At 41.6% G+C, this 19,518-nt stretch carries 22 protein-coding genes; 16 read left to right on the top strand and 6 right to left on the bottom strand.

The features are described from left to right. Positions 1-78: 78 nt before the first annotated feature. Positions 79-2,574, bottom strand: coding sequence for an alpha/beta hydrolase family protein (locus tag ATS75_RS16050; protein ID WP_058561428.1), 2,496 nt, complete (start codon positions 2,572-2,574; stop codon positions 79-81). An 82-nt stretch (positions 2,575-2,656) separates the two neighbouring features. Here ATS75_RS16050 and ATS75_RS16045 point away from each other — a divergent pair, with 82 nt between their 5' ends. Continuing rightward, complete coding sequence (locus tag ATS75_RS16045) at positions 2,657-3,721, top strand: hemolysin family protein (protein WP_058561427.1); 1,065 nt, start codon at positions 2,657-2,659, stop codon at positions 3,719-3,721. 2 nt (positions 3,722-3,723) lie between these two features. Here ATS75_RS16045 and ATS75_RS16040 read toward each other — a convergent pair whose 3' ends face one another. After that, positions 3,724-4,935, bottom strand: coding sequence for an EAL domain-containing protein (locus ATS75_RS16040; protein WP_058561426.1), 1,212 nt, complete (start codon positions 4,933-4,935; stop codon positions 3,724-3,726). 144 nt (positions 4,936-5,079) lie between these two features. Here ATS75_RS16040 and ATS75_RS16035 point away from each other — a divergent pair, with 144 nt between their 5' ends. Continuing rightward, complete coding sequence (locus ATS75_RS16035; RefSeq protein ID WP_058561425.1) at positions 5,080-6,096, top strand: metalloprotease; 1,017 nt, start codon at positions 5,080-5,082, stop codon at positions 6,094-6,096. A 61-nt stretch (positions 6,097-6,157) separates the two neighbouring features. On the opposite strand, the gene ATS75_RS16030 is transcribed toward ATS75_RS16035, so the two are convergent. After that, the gene (locus ATS75_RS16030) at positions 6,158-7,471 is read right to left on the bottom strand and encodes a short-chain fatty acid transporter (RefSeq protein ID WP_058561424.1); all 1,314 of its coding nucleotides are present in this window, start codon (positions 7,469-7,471) and stop codon (positions 6,158-6,160) included. Positions 7,472-7,543: 72 nt separating this feature from the next. Next, complete coding sequence (locus ATS75_RS16025; protein ID WP_058561423.1) at positions 7,544-8,494, bottom strand: chemotaxis protein CheV; 951 nt, start codon at positions 8,492-8,494, stop codon at positions 7,544-7,546. Positions 8,495-8,760: 266 nt separating this feature from the next. Here ATS75_RS16025 and ATS75_RS16020 point away from each other — a divergent pair, with 266 nt between their 5' ends. Then, positions 8,761-9,828 carry a potassium channel family protein gene (locus tag ATS75_RS16020; RefSeq protein ID WP_058561422.1) on the top strand — a complete coding sequence of 356 codons (1,068 nt, stop codon included), beginning with the start codon at positions 8,761-8,763 and terminating at the stop codon, positions 9,826-9,828. Further along, positions 9,828-10,040, top strand: coding sequence for a hypothetical protein (locus tag ATS75_RS16015; RefSeq protein WP_058561421.1), 213 nt, complete (start codon positions 9,828-9,830; stop codon positions 10,038-10,040). The genes ATS75_RS16020 and ATS75_RS16015 overlap by 1 nt, the downstream gene beginning before the upstream one ends. Positions 10,041-10,107: 67 nt before the next feature. Here ATS75_RS16015 and ATS75_RS16010 read toward each other — a convergent pair whose 3' ends face one another. Beyond that, complete coding sequence (locus ATS75_RS16010) at positions 10,108-10,566, bottom strand: EVE domain-containing protein (RefSeq protein ID WP_058561420.1); 459 nt, start codon at positions 10,564-10,566, stop codon at positions 10,108-10,110. A gap of 80 nt (positions 10,567-10,646) precedes the next feature. Here ATS75_RS16010 and tesB point away from each other — a divergent pair, with 80 nt between their 5' ends. Continuing rightward, complete coding sequence (gene tesB / locus ATS75_RS16005) at positions 10,647-11,504, top strand: acyl-CoA thioesterase II (protein ID WP_058561419.1); 858 nt, start codon at positions 10,647-10,649, stop codon at positions 11,502-11,504. Between the two features lie 61 nt (positions 11,505-11,565). Here tesB and plsB read toward each other — a convergent pair whose 3' ends face one another. Then, positions 11,566-14,004 (bottom strand): glycerol-3-phosphate 1-O-acyltransferase PlsB, encoded by a 2,439-nt coding sequence (plsB, locus tag ATS75_RS16000; protein ID WP_058561418.1) that lies wholly within the window; start codon positions 14,002-14,004, stop codon positions 11,566-11,568. A gap of 390 nt (positions 14,005-14,394) precedes the next feature. Here plsB and rpsJ point away from each other — a divergent pair, with 390 nt between their 5' ends. From rpsJ to rpsQ, 11 genes are read left to right on the top strand one after another with little or no spacing between them, the layout of a single operon-like run. After that, positions 14,395-14,706, top strand: a complete 312-nt coding sequence (gene rpsJ / locus ATS75_RS15995; protein ID WP_002957900.1) for a 30S ribosomal protein S10 — start codon at positions 14,395-14,397, stop codon at positions 14,704-14,706. Positions 14,707-14,733: 27 nt separating this feature from the next. Then, on the top strand, positions 14,734-15,369 hold the full coding sequence (rplC, locus tag ATS75_RS15990) for a 50S ribosomal protein L3 (protein WP_058561417.1): 636 nt from the start codon (positions 14,734-14,736) through the stop codon (positions 15,367-15,369). A gap of 17 nt (positions 15,370-15,386) precedes the next feature. Then, positions 15,387-15,992 carry a 50S ribosomal protein L4 gene (rplD, locus tag ATS75_RS15985; protein ID WP_058561416.1) on the top strand — a complete coding sequence of 202 codons (606 nt, stop codon included), beginning with the start codon at positions 15,387-15,389 and terminating at the stop codon, positions 15,990-15,992. Next, positions 15,989-16,291, top strand: coding sequence for a 50S ribosomal protein L23 (gene rplW, locus ATS75_RS15980; protein ID WP_058561415.1), 303 nt, complete (start codon positions 15,989-15,991; stop codon positions 16,289-16,291). The genes rplD and rplW overlap by 4 nt, the downstream gene beginning before the upstream one ends. Positions 16,292-16,308: 17 nt before the next feature. Then, on the top strand, positions 16,309-17,133 hold the full coding sequence (rplB, locus tag ATS75_RS15975; RefSeq protein ID WP_004588688.1) for a 50S ribosomal protein L2: 825 nt from the start codon (positions 16,309-16,311) through the stop codon (positions 17,131-17,133). A 15-nt stretch (positions 17,134-17,148) separates the two neighbouring features. Further along, positions 17,149-17,427: a 30S ribosomal protein S19 gene (rpsS, locus tag ATS75_RS15970; RefSeq protein WP_004588689.1), complete on the top strand. Its 279-nt coding sequence runs from the start codon at positions 17,149-17,151 to the stop codon at positions 17,425-17,427. A 14-nt stretch (positions 17,428-17,441) separates the two neighbouring features. Continuing rightward, positions 17,442-17,774, top strand: coding sequence for a 50S ribosomal protein L22 (gene rplV / locus ATS75_RS15965; protein WP_004588690.1), 333 nt, complete (start codon positions 17,442-17,444; stop codon positions 17,772-17,774). An 11-nt stretch (positions 17,775-17,785) separates the two neighbouring features. Beyond that, on the top strand, positions 17,786-18,487 hold the full coding sequence (rpsC, locus tag ATS75_RS15960) for a 30S ribosomal protein S3 (protein WP_004588691.1): 702 nt from the start codon (positions 17,786-17,788) through the stop codon (positions 18,485-18,487). Between the two features lie 12 nt (positions 18,488-18,499). After that, a complete protein-coding gene (rplP, locus tag ATS75_RS15955) occupies positions 18,500-18,913 on the top strand; it encodes a 50S ribosomal protein L16 (protein WP_054206129.1) in 414 nt (137 codons plus the stop codon). Then, positions 18,913-19,104, top strand: a complete 192-nt coding sequence (gene rpmC / locus ATS75_RS15950) for a 50S ribosomal protein L29 (RefSeq protein WP_004588692.1) — start codon at positions 18,913-18,915, stop codon at positions 19,102-19,104. Before rplP ends, rpmC begins: the two co-directional genes overlap by 1 nt. Further along, positions 19,104-19,361, top strand: coding sequence for a 30S ribosomal protein S17 (gene rpsQ / locus ATS75_RS15945; protein WP_058561414.1), 258 nt, complete (start codon positions 19,104-19,106; stop codon positions 19,359-19,361). Before rpmC ends, rpsQ begins: the two co-directional genes overlap by 1 nt. Positions 19,362-19,518 lie beyond the last annotated feature (157 nt).

Below are 19,518 nucleotides of genomic sequence, written 5' to 3'. Positions count from 1 at the left end.
CACTATTTATGATAGTTTCTTTGCATAAAATTAAACAATAGAAGGAGAGGAAATGTGTATCTTCTCCTTCTAGCCTTGTCATTCCTCAGGGTATAAGTATTGCCACCATTGTGGTTCATCTTTCAAGTGCTTATCAAAGTAGGCAAGCATTGTACTCCACCAATCAAAGCGTTTATCGCGAGCAAAAATTTGATGGTCAGCCCCTTTGTATTCAATAAGCTCTACATCTTTGCCCAATAATTTCAATGCTGTATACATAGTGTGGCTTTCACCTACAGGCACGTTAGTATCTGAGTCACCATGAAGTAGTAGCAATGGTGTGGTTACTTTATCAGCATGAAACACTGGACTACGTTGGCTATAAAGTTCACTGTTATTCCACGGGAAGCTGCCTTTTGATGCTTCGCCTGAGTATAAATAGCCCCACCAACCATGACCCCAGTAAGATGTAATATTTGAAATACCCGCATGAGATATTGAGGCGCTAAATATGTCTGTTTTAGTTGCTAGCAGCATGGTCATAAAGCCACCGTAGGACGCACCTAAATTACCTAAGCGATCTTTATCAATAAATGAGTACTGAGCAAGTAATGCCTGAGTACCTTGGATAATGTCCTCGGCCGTATGCTCACCCCATGCATTAACGTGTTTAGCAGAAAACTCTTGGCCAAACCCTGTTGCGCCAGTGGGTTGAACAACATAGACAACATAGCCATTAGCGGCCCAAAAATTAAATGGGTAACGCCCCGTAAAACCACGCGAAACAGGAGATGTGCCGCCATAGTAATAAATCAGAGCTGGGTGCTTTTTAGATTTATCTAGATTTGTGGGTATATAAACACGGCCTTTTATTTCGATGCCTTGCTTATTAGTGAAGTTAAACTCTTCAAGCGTTGGAATTTGCGTATTTGCATAGGCTATAGGCTTAGAGTTCCACACTGTACTCGCTTTATTTTTTCTGATGTTTAACCGTTTTAATTGCTGTGGAGTCGATGCTGTTGTGCCGCTGTACAATACAAGCGGAGATCGGTTTTTAGAGACACTAAATTGTTCTATAACATCTAACTGAGTGTTGAGCTTGTTAAACCGGGTTTTGCTTAAATCAAATAAATACAGTTGCTGAGTGTCTTGCTCGGTTACTTTAAGAACTGCGTCACCGTTTTTAAGTACATTTAACTGGCCTATTGCAGGGTCAAAACTTTTGCTCAATGCTTTGGCTTGCTTACCATTAAAATCAAGTAAATACAGTTGTCCATCATAGTTATTGGCAAGCATATCATGTGGGATACTACGGCCTAAACCCTCTTTAAAATCAGGTCCTGCAATGATGTAAATCCCCTCATCGGTGTACCTTGCTTGATTAAAGGTTTTAAATTGACCTAAAACACTTTGTTGTGCCGTTGAAATGCTAGTTTCAACCAGCTCAGTAATTGGGTGAGTTGACGCCTCCATTGCGTGAGCGCTTCGACTTAGCAAAACGGTGCCTCGTTTGCTGTTGAAATCTTCAATGCTATGGCTTAGAGGACCTTCACTGATTGCTTTGCTAAAGCCCGATTTAATATCAAGCAAATAAGCTTGTGACGTTATGCGGGCATATGACCAACGATCTTGCAGGCCTCTATAATGTTTGGTTAAGTTGGTATCGGTTTTTGGGTACTTCGACCACGTAAAAACTAGCGTGTCGTTGTTATAAAATGCAAAGCCGCTCGCACCATCTAAGTTCTCAGCAATCACAGTAAGCGCTAAATTTTTGCGGTTTAGCTGTTTTAATTTACCGTCCATTAAATAAACGACAGACGTGTTGTCGGGGCTCCAAATTACATTACTCGGTTGGCCTGATTCAAAGCGATAAAGCACTTTGTTGTCTTGATCTTTAAGGACAGTTGTTATCTGTGCCTGATTACCCGCAGCATCATTGTAAAAGCGTGTGCTCGTGATAGCGTGCTTTGCATCTGGTGACAGTGACAGCATACTTATCGTCGGCGCATCAAACAATTGCTTCGCAGAGAGAGTTTTACTCGCGTGCTGACTTATGGTGATTTTGTCATGTGCTGACTTAGGCTCAAAATCCAGTGACACTTCATTCCAATTAGCGACTTGCTCTGCAATGATAAGCACTTGGTGTTCGCCATTACTTAATGCCAGTTGGTAAGTATGATCGTTTGCGGTGAGCTCTACGCCATCAATAAATAACGTCGCTTTTTCTATACCACTCAGTTTCAGAGCACCTTCACTAAAACGCTCTGTGTGTACGGTAAATTTTAATGCCTGCAATCCACCAAGGGTCAGCGCGTTTACCTTACTTAATGTTTGCCATTTATGCTGCTCACCAAATACAGAAAAGCTTGAACTGTCAGCTAAAAGACGTGGGAGAAGATTCTTTATTGCCGCATCATGATGAGGTGTTTGGTGAGGTTTCACCTGCATTTGCTCGGCCAAAGGGCCAATAAATGCAATTTTTTCCTTATTTAACACCGCTGCTGAAGCTGAAGTTGCTACAGTGTATAAAGCCAATGCACTGAGTGTTTTTAACACACGTTTATTTGATAATTTTGCAGACAAATTGAAAGTCATAGCTAAGCCTTTGAACGATAATTTGGATAAATATACCATGTATTGGTAGGATGCTCATTAGTCCAACGATGAGAGTGATTTAATGACGTTATTAATTGTTTACATGTGTGTTGCTATTCTGATTTCATTTTTGTGTTCTATTATGGAAGCGGTGTTATTAAGTATCACCCCAAGCTATGTAGCATTGCTGCGTAAACAAAACCCAAAGCTGGCTAAGTGTGTTGAAAAACTTAAAAAAAATGTAGATCAACCATTGGCTGCTATCTTAACTTTAAATACAGTGGCTCACACCGCAGGTGCTGCTGGTGTTGGGGCGCAGGCCGCCGTTGTTTTTTCAGATGCAGCGGTGGGTATCGCATCAGCCATCATGACGTTACTTGTATTAGTACTATCAGAAATCATTCCAAAAACACTCGGTGCCAATTATTGGCGTGCCTTGACCCCTATTGTCTCACGCGGGTTGGTGTATTTAGTCATTTTATTAAAACCCTTCGTATGGTTTGCTGAAAAGCTAACGAATCTGATGGGACGAAACTATGATGAAGCCTTTTATATTCGTCAAGAAATAGAAGCCATGGCCGACATAGGTTCAGAGTCAGGGGCATTACACCAGGAAGAGTCGGAGATCATTCGTAGCTTATTACATTTTCGACACACCACGCTTGATTCAATAATGACGCCACGTACTGTACTATTTAAAGTGCATAAAGACATCACCGTACACCAGTACTTGGCTGAGCATGGCTCTTCGTCATTTTCACGTGTGTTAGTTTACGATAAAGACGGCGACGATATTATCGGGTTTGTGCATAAAAACGACATTATGTTGGCATATCATCGGCTTGGTGAGGACTACAAAGTCAGTAAATTGGTTAAGCCACTTTATACCGTGCCAGAGACGCTTTACATGCCTACGCTATTGCACACCTTACTCGCTAAACGTAACCATATCTGTTTAGTGATAGACGAGTACGGTGACGTGCAAGGAATTGTCACACTTGAAGATATGATAGAGTCATTAATGGGGCTTAATATTATGGATGAACGTGATCAATCGGCCGATATGCAAATGGTTGCTAAGCAACGTTGGCGGCAGCGTTTGGCCAGTACCGACAAGCTACTTAGCGAAGACGATCACAAACAATAGAATCAGCGCTGATTAGCGTCTTTAATCATTTGTAGCCATGATTTTGCCCATACAGTGAAGTCGGACTTTGATTTGGGCTGGCAAATTAAAAAGCCTTGCATCAAAATAAACTCTTTGAAGCGGTCTAAGTATTCTAGCTCTTCAATACGCTCGATGCCTTCTGCAACAATGGCAATCCCTTCCTGTATGGCAATATTAACTAAGCCACTGGTGATGACCTGAGAGAATTGGTCAGTTTCAATGTGGCTAATGAGTGTCCGATCAATTTTCACTTCACTAAAGGGTAAGGTTTTTAGTTGGTTAACATTAGTAAAACCAATGCCATAATCATCTAAAGAAATATCAAAACCGCGAATTCTTAGTCTATTCAATGTTTCTAACTGCGCGCTACTGCAGAGCGCATGTTGCTCTGTTATTTCTAGAATTATTTCGCTAGGGGTTAAATTATTAAGCTTGAGAATAAGGGCTAGCTTATCGGGGCAGCTAAGATCTTCTAACTGACAAGGCGACAAATTAAACGCTAATTTAAATTTATACCCAAAACATTCTTTTAATCCTATGAAATCAGCAGTGGCCTTTTCAAACAATTGAAAGGTGATTAAATTAATTAGATCAAGATCTTCAGCAACACTAATAAAGTGGTCCGGTAATATTAGGTGCCCTTTTTCAGTCACTATGCGAGCAAGCACCTCTACACTTGTTATTTTATTTTTATAGCGGTTGACCTTGGGTTGATAAAAAGGAGTGATTTCATTGTGACTTAGAGCATGCAATAGCTGTGATTCGCTGATAGGCTCAAACGGCCTCTCTATGTGTGAAGCTAAATGGTCTAGCTTTTTAAGCAACGTATGTACTTGGGTCAATTGTACTGGTTTTGCAATATTGCCAATTAAATGAGCGTTACTTTTTTTTGCTAAATCAGCAGCTAAATCAATGACTTTATGGTCCATTTCAGAAATGATAACTATTGCACCAGGGTACTTCATGTCACCTAAATGCCTAATGAGCTCCATACCGTCCATATCCGGCATATTAAGATCAGTAAAGACTGCATCATACTTTAGCGGCGCACTTTTTACTTTGTATAGCGCTTCCTGAGCACTTAAGCAGGTCGTGATATTGGGGATTTCTAGTTCGTTTAAAATTGCTTCCATTACAACTAAAATAGCTTTGGAATCATCAACAACGAGAATGTTTTTTGCTAATTTGGTCATATTCACTCCTTGAATTAAAAGCGTCCCATAATATAAAAGTAGCTGCAAACTAAAAAAAAGTCAGTATTAAGGGTAAAATAATTTCGCTAATTATCGCTAAAAAATAGGTATACTAATCGCACTCTTTTTTAGGTTTTAGGTTTTATGATTCAAATACAATTAACTCTTGCAGAGCAAGCTTTTTGTCTTATGCTCGCAGAGCAAAAAATTGTGCAAATTTTTCAGTCTGACCAAGCAATTAGTTTTGATACCCTACAACAACACTACGTTGAATTTGAATTAGACGGTAATCGCATAGGTTTAGATACCAGTGAACTGAATGATCAATTGTTATTGTTGTATGTTAATGATCAACTGGTACAAAAGCTTCCTATCCCAGAAGTGCAAAAAACGAAGCCCAAACAAGGCCTGCTAGGTATATTTGCATTAGGCTTCAAGGTATTTAAAAGTGCTAAAGTTGTTAAGGCTGCATTAGCCGGGGCGTCTGTTGCTGGTTATGCATGGTTGTTCACCTTTGAATTTGCGCTGATGTTAATTGCGTGTTTAGTTATTCATGAATACGGCCACGTACGTGCAATGAAATATTTTGGTATTAAGACCAAAGGTATTTATTTAATTCCTTTTGTGGGAGGGCTCGCTGTATCAGATGAAAAAATTACAACTCGTTGGCAAGATGTTGTGATTTCGCTAATGGGCCCAGCGTTCGGATTAATCACCTCGGTACTCGGTGTAGTGCTTTACTATGCAACAGAAATGGAAATTTTTGCGGGTGTTGCGGTACTCAGTGCTTTATTGAATTTATTTAACTTATTACCCATATTGCCTTTAGATGGCGGTCATGTGTTAAAGAGCGTTAGTTTTTCAATGCGCTCTTGGGTGGGGCTCAGTGTGTGTTTGCTTGGCGTGCTATTTGGTTTGTGGGTAAGTTATACTTTTGGTTTGATGTTGCTCGTGTTCTTTTTATTTATTGGTGCGCTGGAAATCGTGTTTGAATGGCGTGGCCGCCATTTTTCACATTTGGTGCCATTGGATAAATATGGCCAAGTTTTTTCTGCTGTGATGTATGCTTTAGTTGTGGCAGGTCACGTGGCTGTGATGATGCACTTTGCTGATTCAGAAAGTGTGATTTTAAGCTTACCTATGAAAATTCTATCAAGTTAGGGTAAGAGCTGTTGATCTTTTCAAAGCGCAACGACAAGGTTGCGCTTCAGTGTCACTTTATTTAAGGATAGAAGGTCAACATCAGTGAAATAAACACACCTGTAATGATTAACTGTACTAAACAAAAACCCATAATATCTTTGGCTTTCAATCCCGCAATAGCTAATACCGGCAATGCCCAAAACGGCTGAATTAGGTTTGTCCACGCATCGCCCCATGCTACTGCCATCGCAACGCGTGGAATATCAGCCCCTAGCGCTTGTGCAGCGGGTATTACAATGGGAGCTTGTACCGCCCACTGACCGCCGCCTGAAGGGACAAAAATGTTCACTAACCCTGCACTTAAAAACCCCCATAAAGGCAATGATTCAGCACTCGCAATGGCTATAAAACCATGTGATATTTGTTGTGCCAAGCCAGTATCAATCATAATTGCCATGATCCCTGCATAAAAGGGAAATTGAATAACAATGCCAGCACCACTGGGGATCGCTTGTTGTAAGCTGAGCAATAAATTATGTGGCGTCTGATGCAACAAAATAGCCGTAAACAAAAATAGTCCAATGACACTATTGAGGTTAAGTGCGCCATTGTTTAACACAAAGTAGTAACTTAAATACGTCAGGCCAAGTAAACCGATACTCATGCCTAATAGGCGACTGTGTTCCATTTTTTCTGCTGGGCGAGTCGCTATTATTTGCACTGGTAAAGGGTCACAGAGTTTATCTTTTTCGACAAAAACGCTGTCTTTTTTGCTTGGAAGCATATAGCGATTAACAAGTGGCATAATAATAAATAAGCCCAGTACAATCGCCATATTAAAGCCAGAAAATAGTGTCTCAGATGTACTGATTACGCCAATGCTTTGCGCTGAAAAATGCCCGGGAGTTGCAATGGTCAAAGGTACAGAGCCTGCCAAACCACCATGCCACACTATAAAGCCTGAGTAGGCACTGGCAACCAACAGTCGATAATCAACTCGCGTTTGCCTTGCTATTGCTTTGGCAAACAAGGCGCCGATCACTAAGCCAAACCCCCAGTTCAGCCAGCTACCTAGCAATGAAACTAATGTGACCCATATAATTGCTTTCGCTGGTGTACTCGCAAAGCTTGCTAATTTCGCCAATAAACGTTTGATAATAGGGGTGCTTGCTAGCATGTAACCGCTCAGGAGTACGAGTAACATTTGCATGGCAAATTGCAATAGGTTCCAGAAACCACTGCCCCAAGCATTGAGTACCTGAACGGGGTTGGCGGGCGTTAAAGCCGTAGCCATAATAGCGCTAAGAAGGGTTAATATGATGACAAATATAAAGGGGTCGGGTAGGTAGCGTTCTACGAGCAGGGTAAATGGCTTGGCAACACGATTAAGCATAATAAATGAGCGTTTTTGTTATTAGATTATGCCAATTAATCACGAAAGTGATAAATTGGCAAATTGACATCGCTATTTGTTCTGTTCAAGCACTGCTTTTAAGCGATTTTGAACTTCTTCAACCAGTAAGTCGGGTTGAAACTTAGATAAAAAGGCGTTGCAGCCTACCTTCTCAACTAAAGCTTGGTTAAAACTACCGCTTAGTGACGTATTTAATACAACATACAAGTTTTTCATGCGGTCATCATTACGGATTTCGTGGGTTAAACGGTAGCCATCCATCGCGGGCATTTCTGCATCGGTTATCACCATCAATAAATCTTGCTCTAGATTGTCACCTCGATCAGCCCAATCCTTCAGCATTGTAAGGGCTTCTAAACCGTTACTGGCTGGGATTATTTCAATACCTAATTGCGAGAGTGTGTCACTCACTTGCTTGCGTGCTGTGGGTGAGTCATCAGCATGTAAAATTTTACGGCCAGCAAATTCGTTAACAATGGTTTGATCAAGTATTTCATTAGAAATTTGCACTTCGTATTCAACAATTTCAGCCAGTACTTTTTCTACATCAATAATTTCAACGAGTTGCTCTTGGCCATCACGTTTTACTTTGGTCAGGGCTGTTAAGTAGTGATTTTTACCTACAGAAGTGGGTGGAGGCATAATATCTGACCAAGTCATATTAACAATTTGATCAACTTTTCCAATTAAAAAGCCTTGTACAGTACGATTATACTCAGTAATAACTAAGTTACTGTCTTCAGTATTTTTAGCTGCGGGCATACAAATAGCTTGGCGCAAATCTATAACAGGAATAGATTCTCCTCGGATATTTGCCACCCCTGAAATTTTAGGGTGGGCATGAGGTATGATGTTTAAATGAGGTAGTTTCACAACCTCTTTTACTTTAAACACATTAAGCGCGAAAAGGTGGCGGCTGTGTAAATAAAATAATAGCAGTTCAAGACGATTTTCGCCGACCAGCTGGGTTCGTTGATCTACAGAAGCTAAAACACCCGACATAATACACCCGTCTTTATAATTAATAACACGAGTATAGCTTACACCTTTTTTAGCCCCCTAGAAAATAATCTTAATTGTCTGTTGCGTGTTGAGCGTTTAGACAAAAACTCTTAGAGTTGGCGGGTATCGAGTCAAAGCACCCTGTGTGACGAGTGCTCAAGCAAAATGTCATATAATATAGAGTTAATAAGCCCCCAAGCATTGTCATAAATTACGCATTGCAGTAACTTAAGGGCTAATTAAAAGCAGAATAATCACGTGGTGGCATGCCTTTTATCTTTAAACGATTTTTTATTATAGTCAGGAGTCATATCGATCAAGTGAGTTGGCAAGCAGTCGCACTCGCAACATTGATACATATGCTTGTCACTTGGCTATTGTTATTTATAGCAAACGAAGATGCATTAATACCCAGTAGTACGTTTGTATACTATTACATAGTAACGACGTCCACGGTGGGCTATGGTGATTTTAGCGCAAGTACAGCGTTTGGGCGTTGGGTGGTTGCGCTAGTACAAATTCCGTTTGGATTAGCTTTATTCGGTGTTCTGTTGGGGAAAACAGGGCAAACAGTGACATATTTAATTAGGCGCGCTATGACAGGTGATAAAAACTTTTCGCACTTTAACAATCATATTATTATTTTTGGCTGGCATCAAACCAGAACAAAAAAAATGATTGATTATATTTTGGCTGATCAAAAGCGAACACAAAGGCGCATTTTGTTAGCGGTGACAGAGCAAATGGAACATCCTTTTTTAACCAACGAGCACGTTGATTTTGCTCGTTTAAGTAGTTTTACTGATTGTGAGCAGCTAGACCGAGTTGCGATTAAAGAGGCCGATAAAATCATTATTGATGGCCAAGATGATGATCAAACGTTTACGACAGCTTTACGGATTAGCAAACTTGTCAAAGAGGGCTGCCACATTAGTGCTCACTTTAATGATGAAAGCAAAGTCGAAATGCTGTTAGAGCATTGTCACAACGTAGAGTGCTCAAGCGCTAAATCAGCTGAAATTTTAGTCCGCTCAATGCAGGATCCAGGCTCAAGTCGCGTGCAAGAAGAATTACTTTCTACATTGCATGGTGATACTCAGTTTAGCTTAGTCATTCCTCAGGGGCTTGCTCAAATGGAATTTGGTCAGTTGTTTCATCACTTTAAGCATGATCATGATGCAATTTTACTGGGTGTGGCTCATAATCTCAGCGCTAAAAACATGGATCTAAACCCGCCACTGAGTTACCCCGTTAACAGTGGTGATATTTTGCATTATATTGCCATTGATCGTGTGCTGAGTAACGAAGTTAATTGGCAAGAGTTAACGCAGTAATGAATGAGGTTGCGTTATTAATTTTATTATTGAGTGCCTATATTTTGCCTGTGGTTATGGTACTCAATAGCAAACGCACCCAAGGACATGAAAAAAACGGCTGGCTCATTGGTATTATCTTCTTCTCATGGCTGGCATTAGTGATGTATTTTGCCATTGTGCCCAAGCATGGACATGTAAAGAAAAAAGGTAAAAAGAAGAAAAATACATAGGCATCTTATACACCTAGTTCCGCTTGGGTTATTTTGTGACAGTGTTCAAAGTGACATCAAGTGAGTTTTAGTGTGCCATTTTTATAATCTGATCCCAATCCGAAGCGGTCACGGGCATGATTGATAAGCGCCCTCCCTTTTTCAAAGCAATGTCAGTAACAGCTTCGTTTTCTTTGATCGCTTTTAAACTCACGAGGTTATTTAAGTGATGTTTATAGGTTACATCAACGACTACCCAGCGAGGGTTTTCAGTGGTAGCTTTTGGGTCATAATAACCGCTATTTAAATCAAATTGGCATGGATCAGGGTAGGCCTCTCGGGTCACTGTTGCGATGCCAGCTACACCGACCTGCTTGCAGCTCGAATGATAAATCATCACTAGGTCACCTTGCTTAACCTCATCACGCATAAAATTACGCGCTTGATAGTTTCGCACGCCTTCCCATTGTGTGGTATGCGCGGGTGCATTTTTTAAATCGTCAATTGAGAATGCATCGGGTTCAGTTTTAAATAACCAATAAGCCATAATTAAGGTTTCCTAACAAAGATTTACTTAGTGGCATTGTATAGTATCATTTAAGTATTGTGGGATTGAGGATATTAAAAATGAGCCAAGTTTTAGATGATTTACTGTCGTTACTAACGCTAGAGGAAATAGAGCAAGGCTTGTATCGTGGGCAAAGCCAAGATTTAGGTTTTCGCGCGGTATTTGGTGGCCAAGTCATGGGGCAGGCACTCTCTGCCGCGAAAGAAACCTTGCCTGAAGGGCGCATAGTACATTCTTTGCATTCTTATTTCCTTCGTCCTGGGGATGCTGCAAAACCGATAGTTTACGATGTTGAAAACATCCGTGACGGTAAAAGTTTTAGCACGCGTCGTGTCAAAGCCATTCAATATGGCAAACCTATTTTTTATATGACGGCGTCTTTTCAATGTGTTGAAGGCGGGTTATCGCACCAGGCAACGATGCCCAATGTGCCCCAGCCAGAAGAGTTAAAATCCTCGTTGGAGTTTTATCAAGCAAATGCCGAGCACATTCCTGAATCAATACGTAATAAGTTTATTCGTGAAGTACCTATAGATATGCGGCCTGTCACTTTTCATAACCCATTTAAACCCGAAGTTATGGAGCCAGTGAAGCATATTTGGTTTAAAGCCAATGGCGATATGCCAGATGATCAACGCATTCATAATTACTTATTGGCGTATGCGTCTGACTTTGAATTTTTACCAACAGCATTACAGCCCCATGGTGTGTCGTTTATGCAGCCAAATATGCAGGTGGCAACGATTGACCATGCGATGTGGTTTCATCGACCGTTTAGGCTCGATGACTGGATTTTGTATACGATTGATAGCCCCAGTGCAAGTTCAGGAAGAGGCTTAGTGCGCGGACAATTTTTTGACCGCCAAGGTAACTTAGTCGCTTCAACAATCCAAGAAGGCGTAATGCGCCAGCGTTAATATGCTCCACCAATACGTTGAATGTAAGGTTAGGTGGCTTAGCACCTAACCTTACAAGCCTTTAGTTACTTTGGCTTTGAACGATACCTGAGATAGACTGCCAAATACGAGCTGGCAGCAACGCTTTAAGATGCATATAAATTTCACACAATTCACTGCTACCTTGTAGCCCGGCATCCGACTCGCTTATCAACTCTTGTTGGCGTAGGTTACTGATAAAGCTTACCAAAACCTTATTATCGAAAAACTCAGGGCTTTTAATTCCATGTAATGTACCAAGGCGCTGAGCTAATACTTGGCTTTCACGCTCTAGTTCAGCGCGGTCTATGCCAGCACTTGTTTGAATGAAGCCAATCACGATGGCATAGCGCTGTAACGTTAAGCTCAATGCACGACCTAGCATTTCAAGTTTAGCGAGGCAGTCATTACTATTGGTAATTTTTATTTCGTCACCATTTATCTCAATCAGATCTTGGTCAACAAAACTGGCCAGTATGCGAGAGATGTAATGCTCGTCCAATTCATTTAAAAACCATTCCTTAGCAAACAACGGGTAAAAACGACTTATTAGTTCTTGGCATTGGCTAAGCGTGGTTTGATGGCTTTTAAATATATGCAGTGCAAGCAAGCTGGGTACCGCAAAGACATGTAAAATATTATTTCGGTAGTAATTAAAGAGGATTTTTTCTTTATCATTAATCGTAATGATTTCACCAAATTCATCACTTATCACATCAAACTTATTAAGCTTCAAGGCATGTGTTAAAAGTTGTTCAGCGTTTTCAGCTGGTGCACTGATTTTATCGCTATAACTGGCATTACGTTGTAGATGTAAGTAAAAATCAAGTTGTGCTAATAGCTTAGGTTTACTCAATGCCTGTTTATCATTGACCAATAGAATCATTGCTAATAGGTTAACTGCATTTAGGGCCGCGGCACTATTAATATTAACCATGACTTTATCAGCTAAATTGGCTACCTGCGGGCCTAACCATTGTGGTTTTTGTACATCGGTAGGGTGAATCGACTCACGCCAGTCAGGTTGATGCTCGTTTAAATATTGATTAACAGAAATGGGATCACCAAAATTTAAGTACCCTCGTCCATAGTTCTTTAAGTTCTTAATAGCTTTAAATATGCCAAATATTGATTCGCCTTTTTTATCATTCCCAGCAAGTTCTTTGAGATACGTGTTAATTTCCATAACGTGCTCATACCCAATGTAGACAGGTACGATTGAAATTGGCCTATCAATACCACGCAGCATGGCTTGCAAAGTCATTGCTAGCATACCTGTTTTTGGCGGCAATAAGCGACCTGTTCGGCTGCGACCACCTTCGGTATAAAACTTGACAGAATAGCCTTTGATGAATAATTGACTTAAATATTCTTTAAACACCGCTGAATATAATTTATTACCGGCAAACGAACGGCGTATAAAAAAGGCGCCTGAACGACGGAAAATACCACCGGCTGGGAAAAAGTTTAAATTGATACCCGCAGCTATGTGTGGCGGTACTAAGCCTAGGTGGTAAATAGAGTAAGTCAGTAACAAATAATCCATGTGGCTACGATGGCACGGCATGTAAATTATTTCATGGCCTTTGTTGGTAAGGTCATGCAGTTGCTCTGTGTATTTAATATCAATACCGTTATACAGTTTATTCCAGAGCCAAGTCAGAACGCGTTCAGCGACCCTAATTGTGGCATCGCTGTAATTTGCAGCTATTTCATCGAGTAGTTTTAAGGCATTTTGACGCGCTTGTTCATGGCTAATGTTTTTTTCATTGGCCTCTGTTTGAATGGCTTTTTTTATTGTGGGTGAGGCTAACAGTGAACTAAAAAGCTGTTCGCGTGAAGGCATTTTAGGGCCTGTTGCAGCCAGCTTTTGACGGCGAAAATGCACACGTGCAACACGCAGTAATTTATGTGGCAACTCATCAACATCCGCTTTTTCATTAACGAGCAGCGACAAGTCTAACGGTTGGCTAAAGCGCACAAAGTTATCGCGGCCAGAAAAGAGAAGAACAAAAAATTTTCGAAACCAGCTGGGTGCTAATGAATGTGATACCAAAGTACCTAAACCAGGCTTTTCTTTCCCAGGGTTGCGTCCCCACAAAATTGTTACAGGGATCACTTGAACATTACGCTCATTACTTTGAATGAGCTGATCAATGATGAGCTTGCCTTTCTGCAAAGCATCGGTTGGTTTTGCCTTGTCACCAAATAATGGGGGCGGATTTTGCAATCCAATAAAACGACCTAGCTCAGCACTGCCTAATATTTGTTGCTCAGTGGGATTTGGTAACCCATGTTTTTTACATACACGCGCAAGTGCTGCTAAGTCAGAGCGTGCATTGAGTTTAACGATATAAAAGGTAGGTGATGCTGGGTCAAGACCATATTGTTCGATTGGGTTTTCAGGCAACACCTTACTCTTAACCAATAAACGGTTCATCACCATAGAGAAAAAGTTTAAACAATGACTAAAAATACGCATCAACTCACCAAGTTTAGAGGGTTAAAAAGCAAAATAAGCGCGGATAATACCAAGTTATAACTGGACTGACCATTAAGATAATTATTACTTGTCTTTATTATAGCCAATACTACGTTGAGTTTACTGTGTTTTTAATGAACAATTTAATACGGCAGGGGGGACATTGAAATAGTTGTTGCATTTATCACCAATATCACTATAATACGCAGGCTTTCAAAATTCCCTCGGGAACTTGGAAGGAACATTAAGCTTGGATTTCAAGCTAATAAAACAGGAGTTCCGATTTGGAACTCAACGTAGATATAAATCAACAACCGAGATCTTAAATTTTAAGATTGTTCGGTCGTTTTTTTATGCTCTTTTAAATGCTCTTTATATTGAGGTTTAAGAATGTCAAATCAACGCATTCGTATTCGCCTAAAAGCTTTTGACCACCGTTTGATTGACCAATCAACGGCGGAAATCGTGGAAACTGCGAAACGCACTGGCGCACAAGTACGTGGTCCAATTCCACTACCTACACGCTTTGAACGTTTTACTGTACTTACATCACCGCACGTTAATAAAGACGCGCGTGATCAGTACGAGATCCGCACCCATAAACGTCTGATCGACATCGTAGAACCAACTGACAAGACTGTTGACGCTCTTATGCGTTTAGATCTTGCTGCTGGTGTTGATGTTCAAATCAGCCTGGGTTAATCGGAAGATTAGAGAGGTTTTAGGAAAATGGCATTAGGTCTAGTCGGTCGTAAAGTGGGTATGACACGTATCTTCACTGAAGATGGTGTATCTATCCCTGTGACAGTTATTGAAGCGACACCTAACCGCATTGCTCAGATCAAATCTGAAGCAACAGACGGTTATAACTCACTTCAAGTAACCGCAGGCACTAAAAAAGCAAGCCGTGTAAACAAAGCAGCAGCGGGTCATTTCGCTAAAGCTGGTGTTGAAGCGGGTCGCGGTCTGTGGGAATTCCGCCTAAATGGTGGTGAAGGCGATTTTGAAGTAGGCGCAGAGCTTACTGTTGAATTATTCAACGAAATCAACAAAGTTGACGTAACCGGTACTTCTAAAGGTAAAGGTTTCCAAGGTGGTGTTAAGCGCTGGAATTTCAGCATGCAAGACGCTACACATGGTAACTCTCTATCTCACCGTGCTCCTGGTTCAATCGGTCAAAACCAATCACCTGGTAAGGTGTTTAAAGGTAAGAAAATGGCCGGTCAAATGGGTAATGAGCAAGTAACTACTCAAAACCTAGAACTAGTTCGCGTTGACGCTGAGCGTAATTTGCTTTTAGTTAAAGGTGCAGTACCTGGCGCTATCGGCGGTGACGTTATCGTTAAACCAGCTGTTAAAGCATAAGTCCTGGAGATTTAGTGATGGAATTAGCAATTAAAGACGCTTCTGGCGCTCTTGAAGTTTCTGAAGCTACTTTTGGACGTGAGTTTAACGAAGCATTAGTACACCAAGTAGTTGTTGCATACGCAGCAGGTGCTCGTCAAGGTACTCGTGCTCAGAAGACACGTTCTGAAGTAAGCGGTGGTGGTAAAAAACCATGGGCTCAAAAAGGTACTGGCCGTGCACGTGCTGGTACAATCCGTAGTCCAATTTGGCGTTCAGGTGGCGTTAGCTTCGCAGCTAAACCACAAGACCACAGCCAAAAAGTAAACCGTAAAATGTACCGCGGTGCGATCAAAAGCATCTTATCTGAATTAGTTCGTCAAGAGCGTTTAATCGTTGTTGAAAGTTTTGGTCTTGAAGCACCAAAAACTAAAGAACTAGTTTCTAAGCTTAAAGAACTTGAGCTTAAAGATGTTCTTATCGTGACTGAAGAAGTAGATGAAAATCTATTCTTATCGGCACGTAACCTGTACAAGGTTGACACACGCGATGTAGCTGGTATCGATCCTGTAAGCTTAATCGCTTTCGACAAGGTACTTATTACAGCTGCTGCTGTTAAGCAACTTGAGGAGACGCTAGCATGATCCGTGAAGAACGTCTTTTAAAAGTGATCCTTGCTCCACATATCTCTGAAAAGAGCACAATTGCTGCTGAAGAAAACAACACGATTGTTTTTAAAGTAGCAAATGACGCAACTAAAGCTGAGGTTAAATCAGCTGTTGAGAAGCTTTTTGAAGTGGAAGTAACTGGTGTTCGCACACTAAACGTTAAGGGTAAAACAAAACGTACTGGCGCACGTTTCGGTCGTCGTAGCGACTGGAAAAAAGCTTACGTTACTCTTAAAGAAGGTAGCGAGCTAGACTTTGTCGGCGGCGCCGAGTAATAAGGGGAGTTAGAATTATGGCACTTCAAAAGTGTAAACCAACTTCTGCGGGTCGTCGTCACCTAGTTAAAGTGGTTAACCCAGATTTACATAAGGGTAAACCTTACGCACCACTATTAGAGAAAAACTCTAAATCAGGTGGTCGTAATAACAATGGTCGTATTACGGTTCGTCATATCGGTGGTGGTCATAAGCATCATTACCGTTTAATCGATTTTAAACGTACTAAAGATGGCATTCCAGCCACTGTTGAGCGTTTGGAATATGATCCAAACCGTAGCGCAAACATCGCTCTTGTATTATATGCAGACGGTGAGCGTCGTTACATTATCGCACCTAAAGGCTTAAAAGCTGGCGATGCAATCCAGTCTGGTGTTGATGCACCAATCAAGCCTGGTAATGCATTACCTATGCGTAACATGCCTGTAGGTTCGACTGTTCACAACGTAGAATTAAAACCAGGTAAAGGTGCTCAAATCGCACGTTCTGCTGGTGCATACGTTCAAATCCTTGCGCGTGATGGTCAATACGTAACTCTACGTCTTCGTTCTGGCGAAGTTCGTAAAGTACAATCTGATTGTCGTGCAACACTAGGTGAAGTAGGCAATGCTGAGCATATGCTTCGTTCACTTGGTAAAGCAGGTGCAAATCGCTGGCGTGGTATTCGTCCGACAGTTCGTGGTGTTGCCATGAACCCGGTAGATCACCCACACGGTGGTGGTGAAGGTCGTACATCTGGTGGTCGTCATCCTGTGTCTCCATGGGGTAAGCCTACTAAAGGTGCTAAGACGCGTAAGAACAAGCGTACGGATAAATTTATAGTACGTCGTCGTACTAAGTAATATTGAGGAATAGCCATGCCACGCTCTCTCAAGAAGGGTCCTTTTATAGACCTACACTTGCTGAAGAAGGTAGAGAAAGCTTTGGAAAGCGGTGAAAAGAAGCCAATTAAAACTTGGAGCCGTCGTTCAATGATCATACCTAACATGATCGGATTGACCATTGCTGTCCATAATGGTCGCCAGCATGTACCAGTTTTCGTTTCTGACGAAATGATCGGTCACAAACTAGGTGAATTTGCACCAACTCGCACTTACCGTGGCCATGCTGCGGATAAGAAAGCGAAGAAACGCTAAGAGGGGAATGATAAATGCAAGCATTAGCTAAACATAAATTCGCCTCTGGTTCGGCGCAAAAAGCTCGTCTAGTTGCAGATCAGATCCGCGGGTTACCTGTCGATCGCGCTCTAGAAATCCTGGCGTACAGCCCAAAGAAAGCGGCTGTATTAGTTAAAAAAGTACTTGAGTCTGCTATTGCTAACGCAGAGCATAACGAAGGTGCTGACATTGATGAGCTACGTGTAACTACGATTTTTGTGGACGATGGTCCTACAATGAAGCGTATTATGCCACGTGCTAAAGGACGCGCAGATCGCATCCTTAAGCGTACAAGCCACATCACTGTTGTGGTTTCAGATAGCTAGGAGTATAAGTAATGGGACAAAAAGTTCATCCTACTGGTATTCGCCTAGGTATATCTAAACCTTGGGTTTCTACCTGGTACGCGAGTTCTAAAGATTTCTCTGATCAGCTTTTTGGCGATCACAAAGTACGTACTTTCCTTACAAAGGAATTAAAAGCGGCTTCTGTGTCTAAAATCGTTATTGAGCGTCCAGCAAAATCAATCCGCGTAACAATTCACACGGCTCGTCCGGGTGTTGTTATCGGTAAAAAAGGCGAAGACGTTGAAAAGCTACGTCAAGCGGTAACTAAGATCGCAGGTGTACCTGCTCAGATTAATATTTCTGAAGTACGTAAACCAGAATTAGATGCACAACTAGTAGCAGACGGCATTGCCTCTCAGCTAGAGCGTCGTGTTATGTTCCGTCGCGCTATGAAGCGTTCGGTACAAAATGCAATGCGCATCGGTTCTAAAGGGATCAAAGTTGAAGTTAGCGGTCGTCTTGGCGGCGCAGAAATCGCACGTTCAGAATGGTATCGTGAAGGTCGTGTACCTCTACATACTCTTCGTGCTGATATCGACTACGCAACTTCTGAAGCCTTAACCACTTACGGTATCATTGGTGTTAAAGTTTGGATCTTCAAAGGCGAAGTTATTGGTGGTTTACCACTAGTACAAGAGCAAGAGAAGCCAGCTAAACGCGCACCAAAGAAAGCCAAGAAAAGTGCTAAGTAGAGGTAGCGAGTAATGTTACAGCCAAAACGTACAAAATTCCGTAAAACGCATAAAGGCCGCAACCGTGGTCTTGCGCAAAACGGTAACAAAGTAAGCTTCGGTACTTTCGGTTTGAAAGCTACTGGTCGTGGCCGCATGACTGCTCGTCAAATCGAAGCAGCTCGTCGTGCTATGACACGTCACGTCAAGCGTCAAGGTAAAATCTGGATTCGTGTATTCCCAGACAAGCCGATTACAAACAAACCGCTTGAAGTTCGTATGGGTAAAGGTAAAGGTTCTGTTGAATATTGGGTTGCTGAAATTCAGCCTGGTAAAGTACTTTACGAAATGGAAGGTGTTTCTGAAGAGCTTGCTCGTGAAGCGTTTAACCTTGCAGCACGTAAATTACCATTCAAAACAACTTTCGTAACTCGGACGGTGATGTAATGAAAGCTAGCGAACTAAAAGACAAAAGCGTAGAAGAGCTTAATGCTGAACTTCTAGGACTTCTTCGTGAGCAGTTTAACCTGCGCATGCAAGCAAGCACTGGTCAGTTAGCTCAGACTCACACGCTAAGAACAGTACGTCGCGATATCGCGCGTGTAAAAACAATTATTAACCAGAAGGCAGGTCAATAATGAGCGATAAAATCCGTACTCTTCAAGGCCGTGTAATCAGCGACAAGATGGAAAAATCTTTCACTGTTGCTATCGCACGTTACGTGAAGCACCCAATCTATGGGAAATTCATCAAACGTACGACTAAGTTACACGTACATGACGAAAGCAATACAGCTCAGGCTGGTGACGTAGTTACTATCCGTGAGTGTGCTCCTATTTCTAAGAACAAATCTTGGACTTTAGTAGACGTTGTTGAGCGTCCAAAGAAAGCTTAATTTTTAATTAAGTTTACTTTTTAAAAAGCCCCTGCATTAGCTGGGGCTTTTTGTTTGTGTGGTACTTTGCTACAAGTCATAAGCCATCAGCCATCAGCTGTGTGGAGTGGCGTGCGGTAACTTGAGTTTGAGTCTAGGGCACCCGAGTAAAAAAGAA

Source organism: Pseudoalteromonas sp. H105, from assembly GCF_001469215.1.
GTDB lineage: Bacteria > Pseudomonadota > Gammaproteobacteria > Enterobacterales > Alteromonadaceae > Pseudoalteromonas.
The sequence above is the reverse complement of the archived record's forward strand: the minus strand, read 5'-3'. Positions and strand labels throughout refer to the sequence as shown.

What these genes read in the sequence shown, in the direction of transcription:
- ATS75_RS16050 (WP_058561428.1), bottom strand. Translation starts at nt 2,574, where the DNA reads ATGACTTTCAATTTGTCTGCAAAATTATCAAATAAACGTGTGTTAAAA.
- ATS75_RS16045 (WP_058561427.1), top strand. Translation starts at nt 2,657, where the DNA reads ATGACGTTATTAATTGTTTACATGTGTGTTGCTATTCTGATTTCATTT.
- ATS75_RS16040 (WP_058561426.1), bottom strand. Translation starts at nt 4,935, where the DNA reads ATGACCAAATTAGCAAAAAACATTCTCGTTGTTGATGATTCCAAAGCT.
- ATS75_RS16035 (WP_058561425.1), top strand. Translation starts at nt 5,080, where the DNA reads ATGATTCAAATACAATTAACTCTTGCAGAGCAAGCTTTTTGTCTTATG.
- ATS75_RS16030 (WP_058561424.1), bottom strand. Translation starts at nt 7,471, where the DNA reads ATGCTTAATCGTGTTGCCAAGCCATTTACCCTGCTCGTAGAACGCTAC.
- ATS75_RS16025 (WP_058561423.1), bottom strand. Translation starts at nt 8,494, where the DNA reads ATGTCGGGTGTTTTAGCTTCTGTAGATCAACGAACCCAGCTGGTCGGC.
- ATS75_RS16020 (WP_058561422.1), top strand. Translation starts at nt 8,761, where the DNA reads ATGCCTTTTATCTTTAAACGATTTTTTATTATAGTCAGGAGTCATATC.
- ATS75_RS16015 (WP_058561421.1), top strand. Translation starts at nt 9,828, where the DNA reads ATGAATGAGGTTGCGTTATTAATTTTATTATTGAGTGCCTATATTTTG.
- ATS75_RS16010 (WP_058561420.1), bottom strand. Translation starts at nt 10,566, where the DNA reads ATGGCTTATTGGTTATTTAAAACTGAACCCGATGCATTCTCAATTGAC.
- tesB (WP_058561419.1), top strand. Translation starts at nt 10,647, where the DNA reads ATGAGCCAAGTTTTAGATGATTTACTGTCGTTACTAACGCTAGAGGAA.
- plsB (WP_058561418.1), bottom strand. Translation starts at nt 14,004, where the DNA reads ATGCGTATTTTTAGTCATTGTTTAAACTTTTTCTCTATGGTGATGAAC.
- rpsJ (WP_002957900.1), top strand. Translation starts at nt 14,395, where the DNA reads ATGTCAAATCAACGCATTCGTATTCGCCTAAAAGCTTTTGACCACCGT.
- rplC (WP_058561417.1), top strand. Translation starts at nt 14,734, where the DNA reads ATGGCATTAGGTCTAGTCGGTCGTAAAGTGGGTATGACACGTATCTTC.
- rplD (WP_058561416.1), top strand. Translation starts at nt 15,387, where the DNA reads ATGGAATTAGCAATTAAAGACGCTTCTGGCGCTCTTGAAGTTTCTGAA.
- rplW (WP_058561415.1), top strand. Translation starts at nt 15,989, where the DNA reads ATGATCCGTGAAGAACGTCTTTTAAAAGTGATCCTTGCTCCACATATC.
- rplB (WP_004588688.1), top strand. Translation starts at nt 16,309, where the DNA reads ATGGCACTTCAAAAGTGTAAACCAACTTCTGCGGGTCGTCGTCACCTA.
- rpsS (WP_004588689.1), top strand. Translation starts at nt 17,149, where the DNA reads ATGCCACGCTCTCTCAAGAAGGGTCCTTTTATAGACCTACACTTGCTG.
- rplV (WP_004588690.1), top strand. Translation starts at nt 17,442, where the DNA reads ATGCAAGCATTAGCTAAACATAAATTCGCCTCTGGTTCGGCGCAAAAA.
- rpsC (WP_004588691.1), top strand. Translation starts at nt 17,786, where the DNA reads ATGGGACAAAAAGTTCATCCTACTGGTATTCGCCTAGGTATATCTAAA.
- rplP (WP_054206129.1), top strand. Translation starts at nt 18,500, where the DNA reads ATGTTACAGCCAAAACGTACAAAATTCCGTAAAACGCATAAAGGCCGC.
- rpmC (WP_004588692.1), top strand. Translation starts at nt 18,913, where the DNA reads ATGAAAGCTAGCGAACTAAAAGACAAAAGCGTAGAAGAGCTTAATGCT.
- rpsQ (WP_058561414.1), top strand. Translation starts at nt 19,104, where the DNA reads ATGAGCGATAAAATCCGTACTCTTCAAGGCCGTGTAATCAGCGACAAG.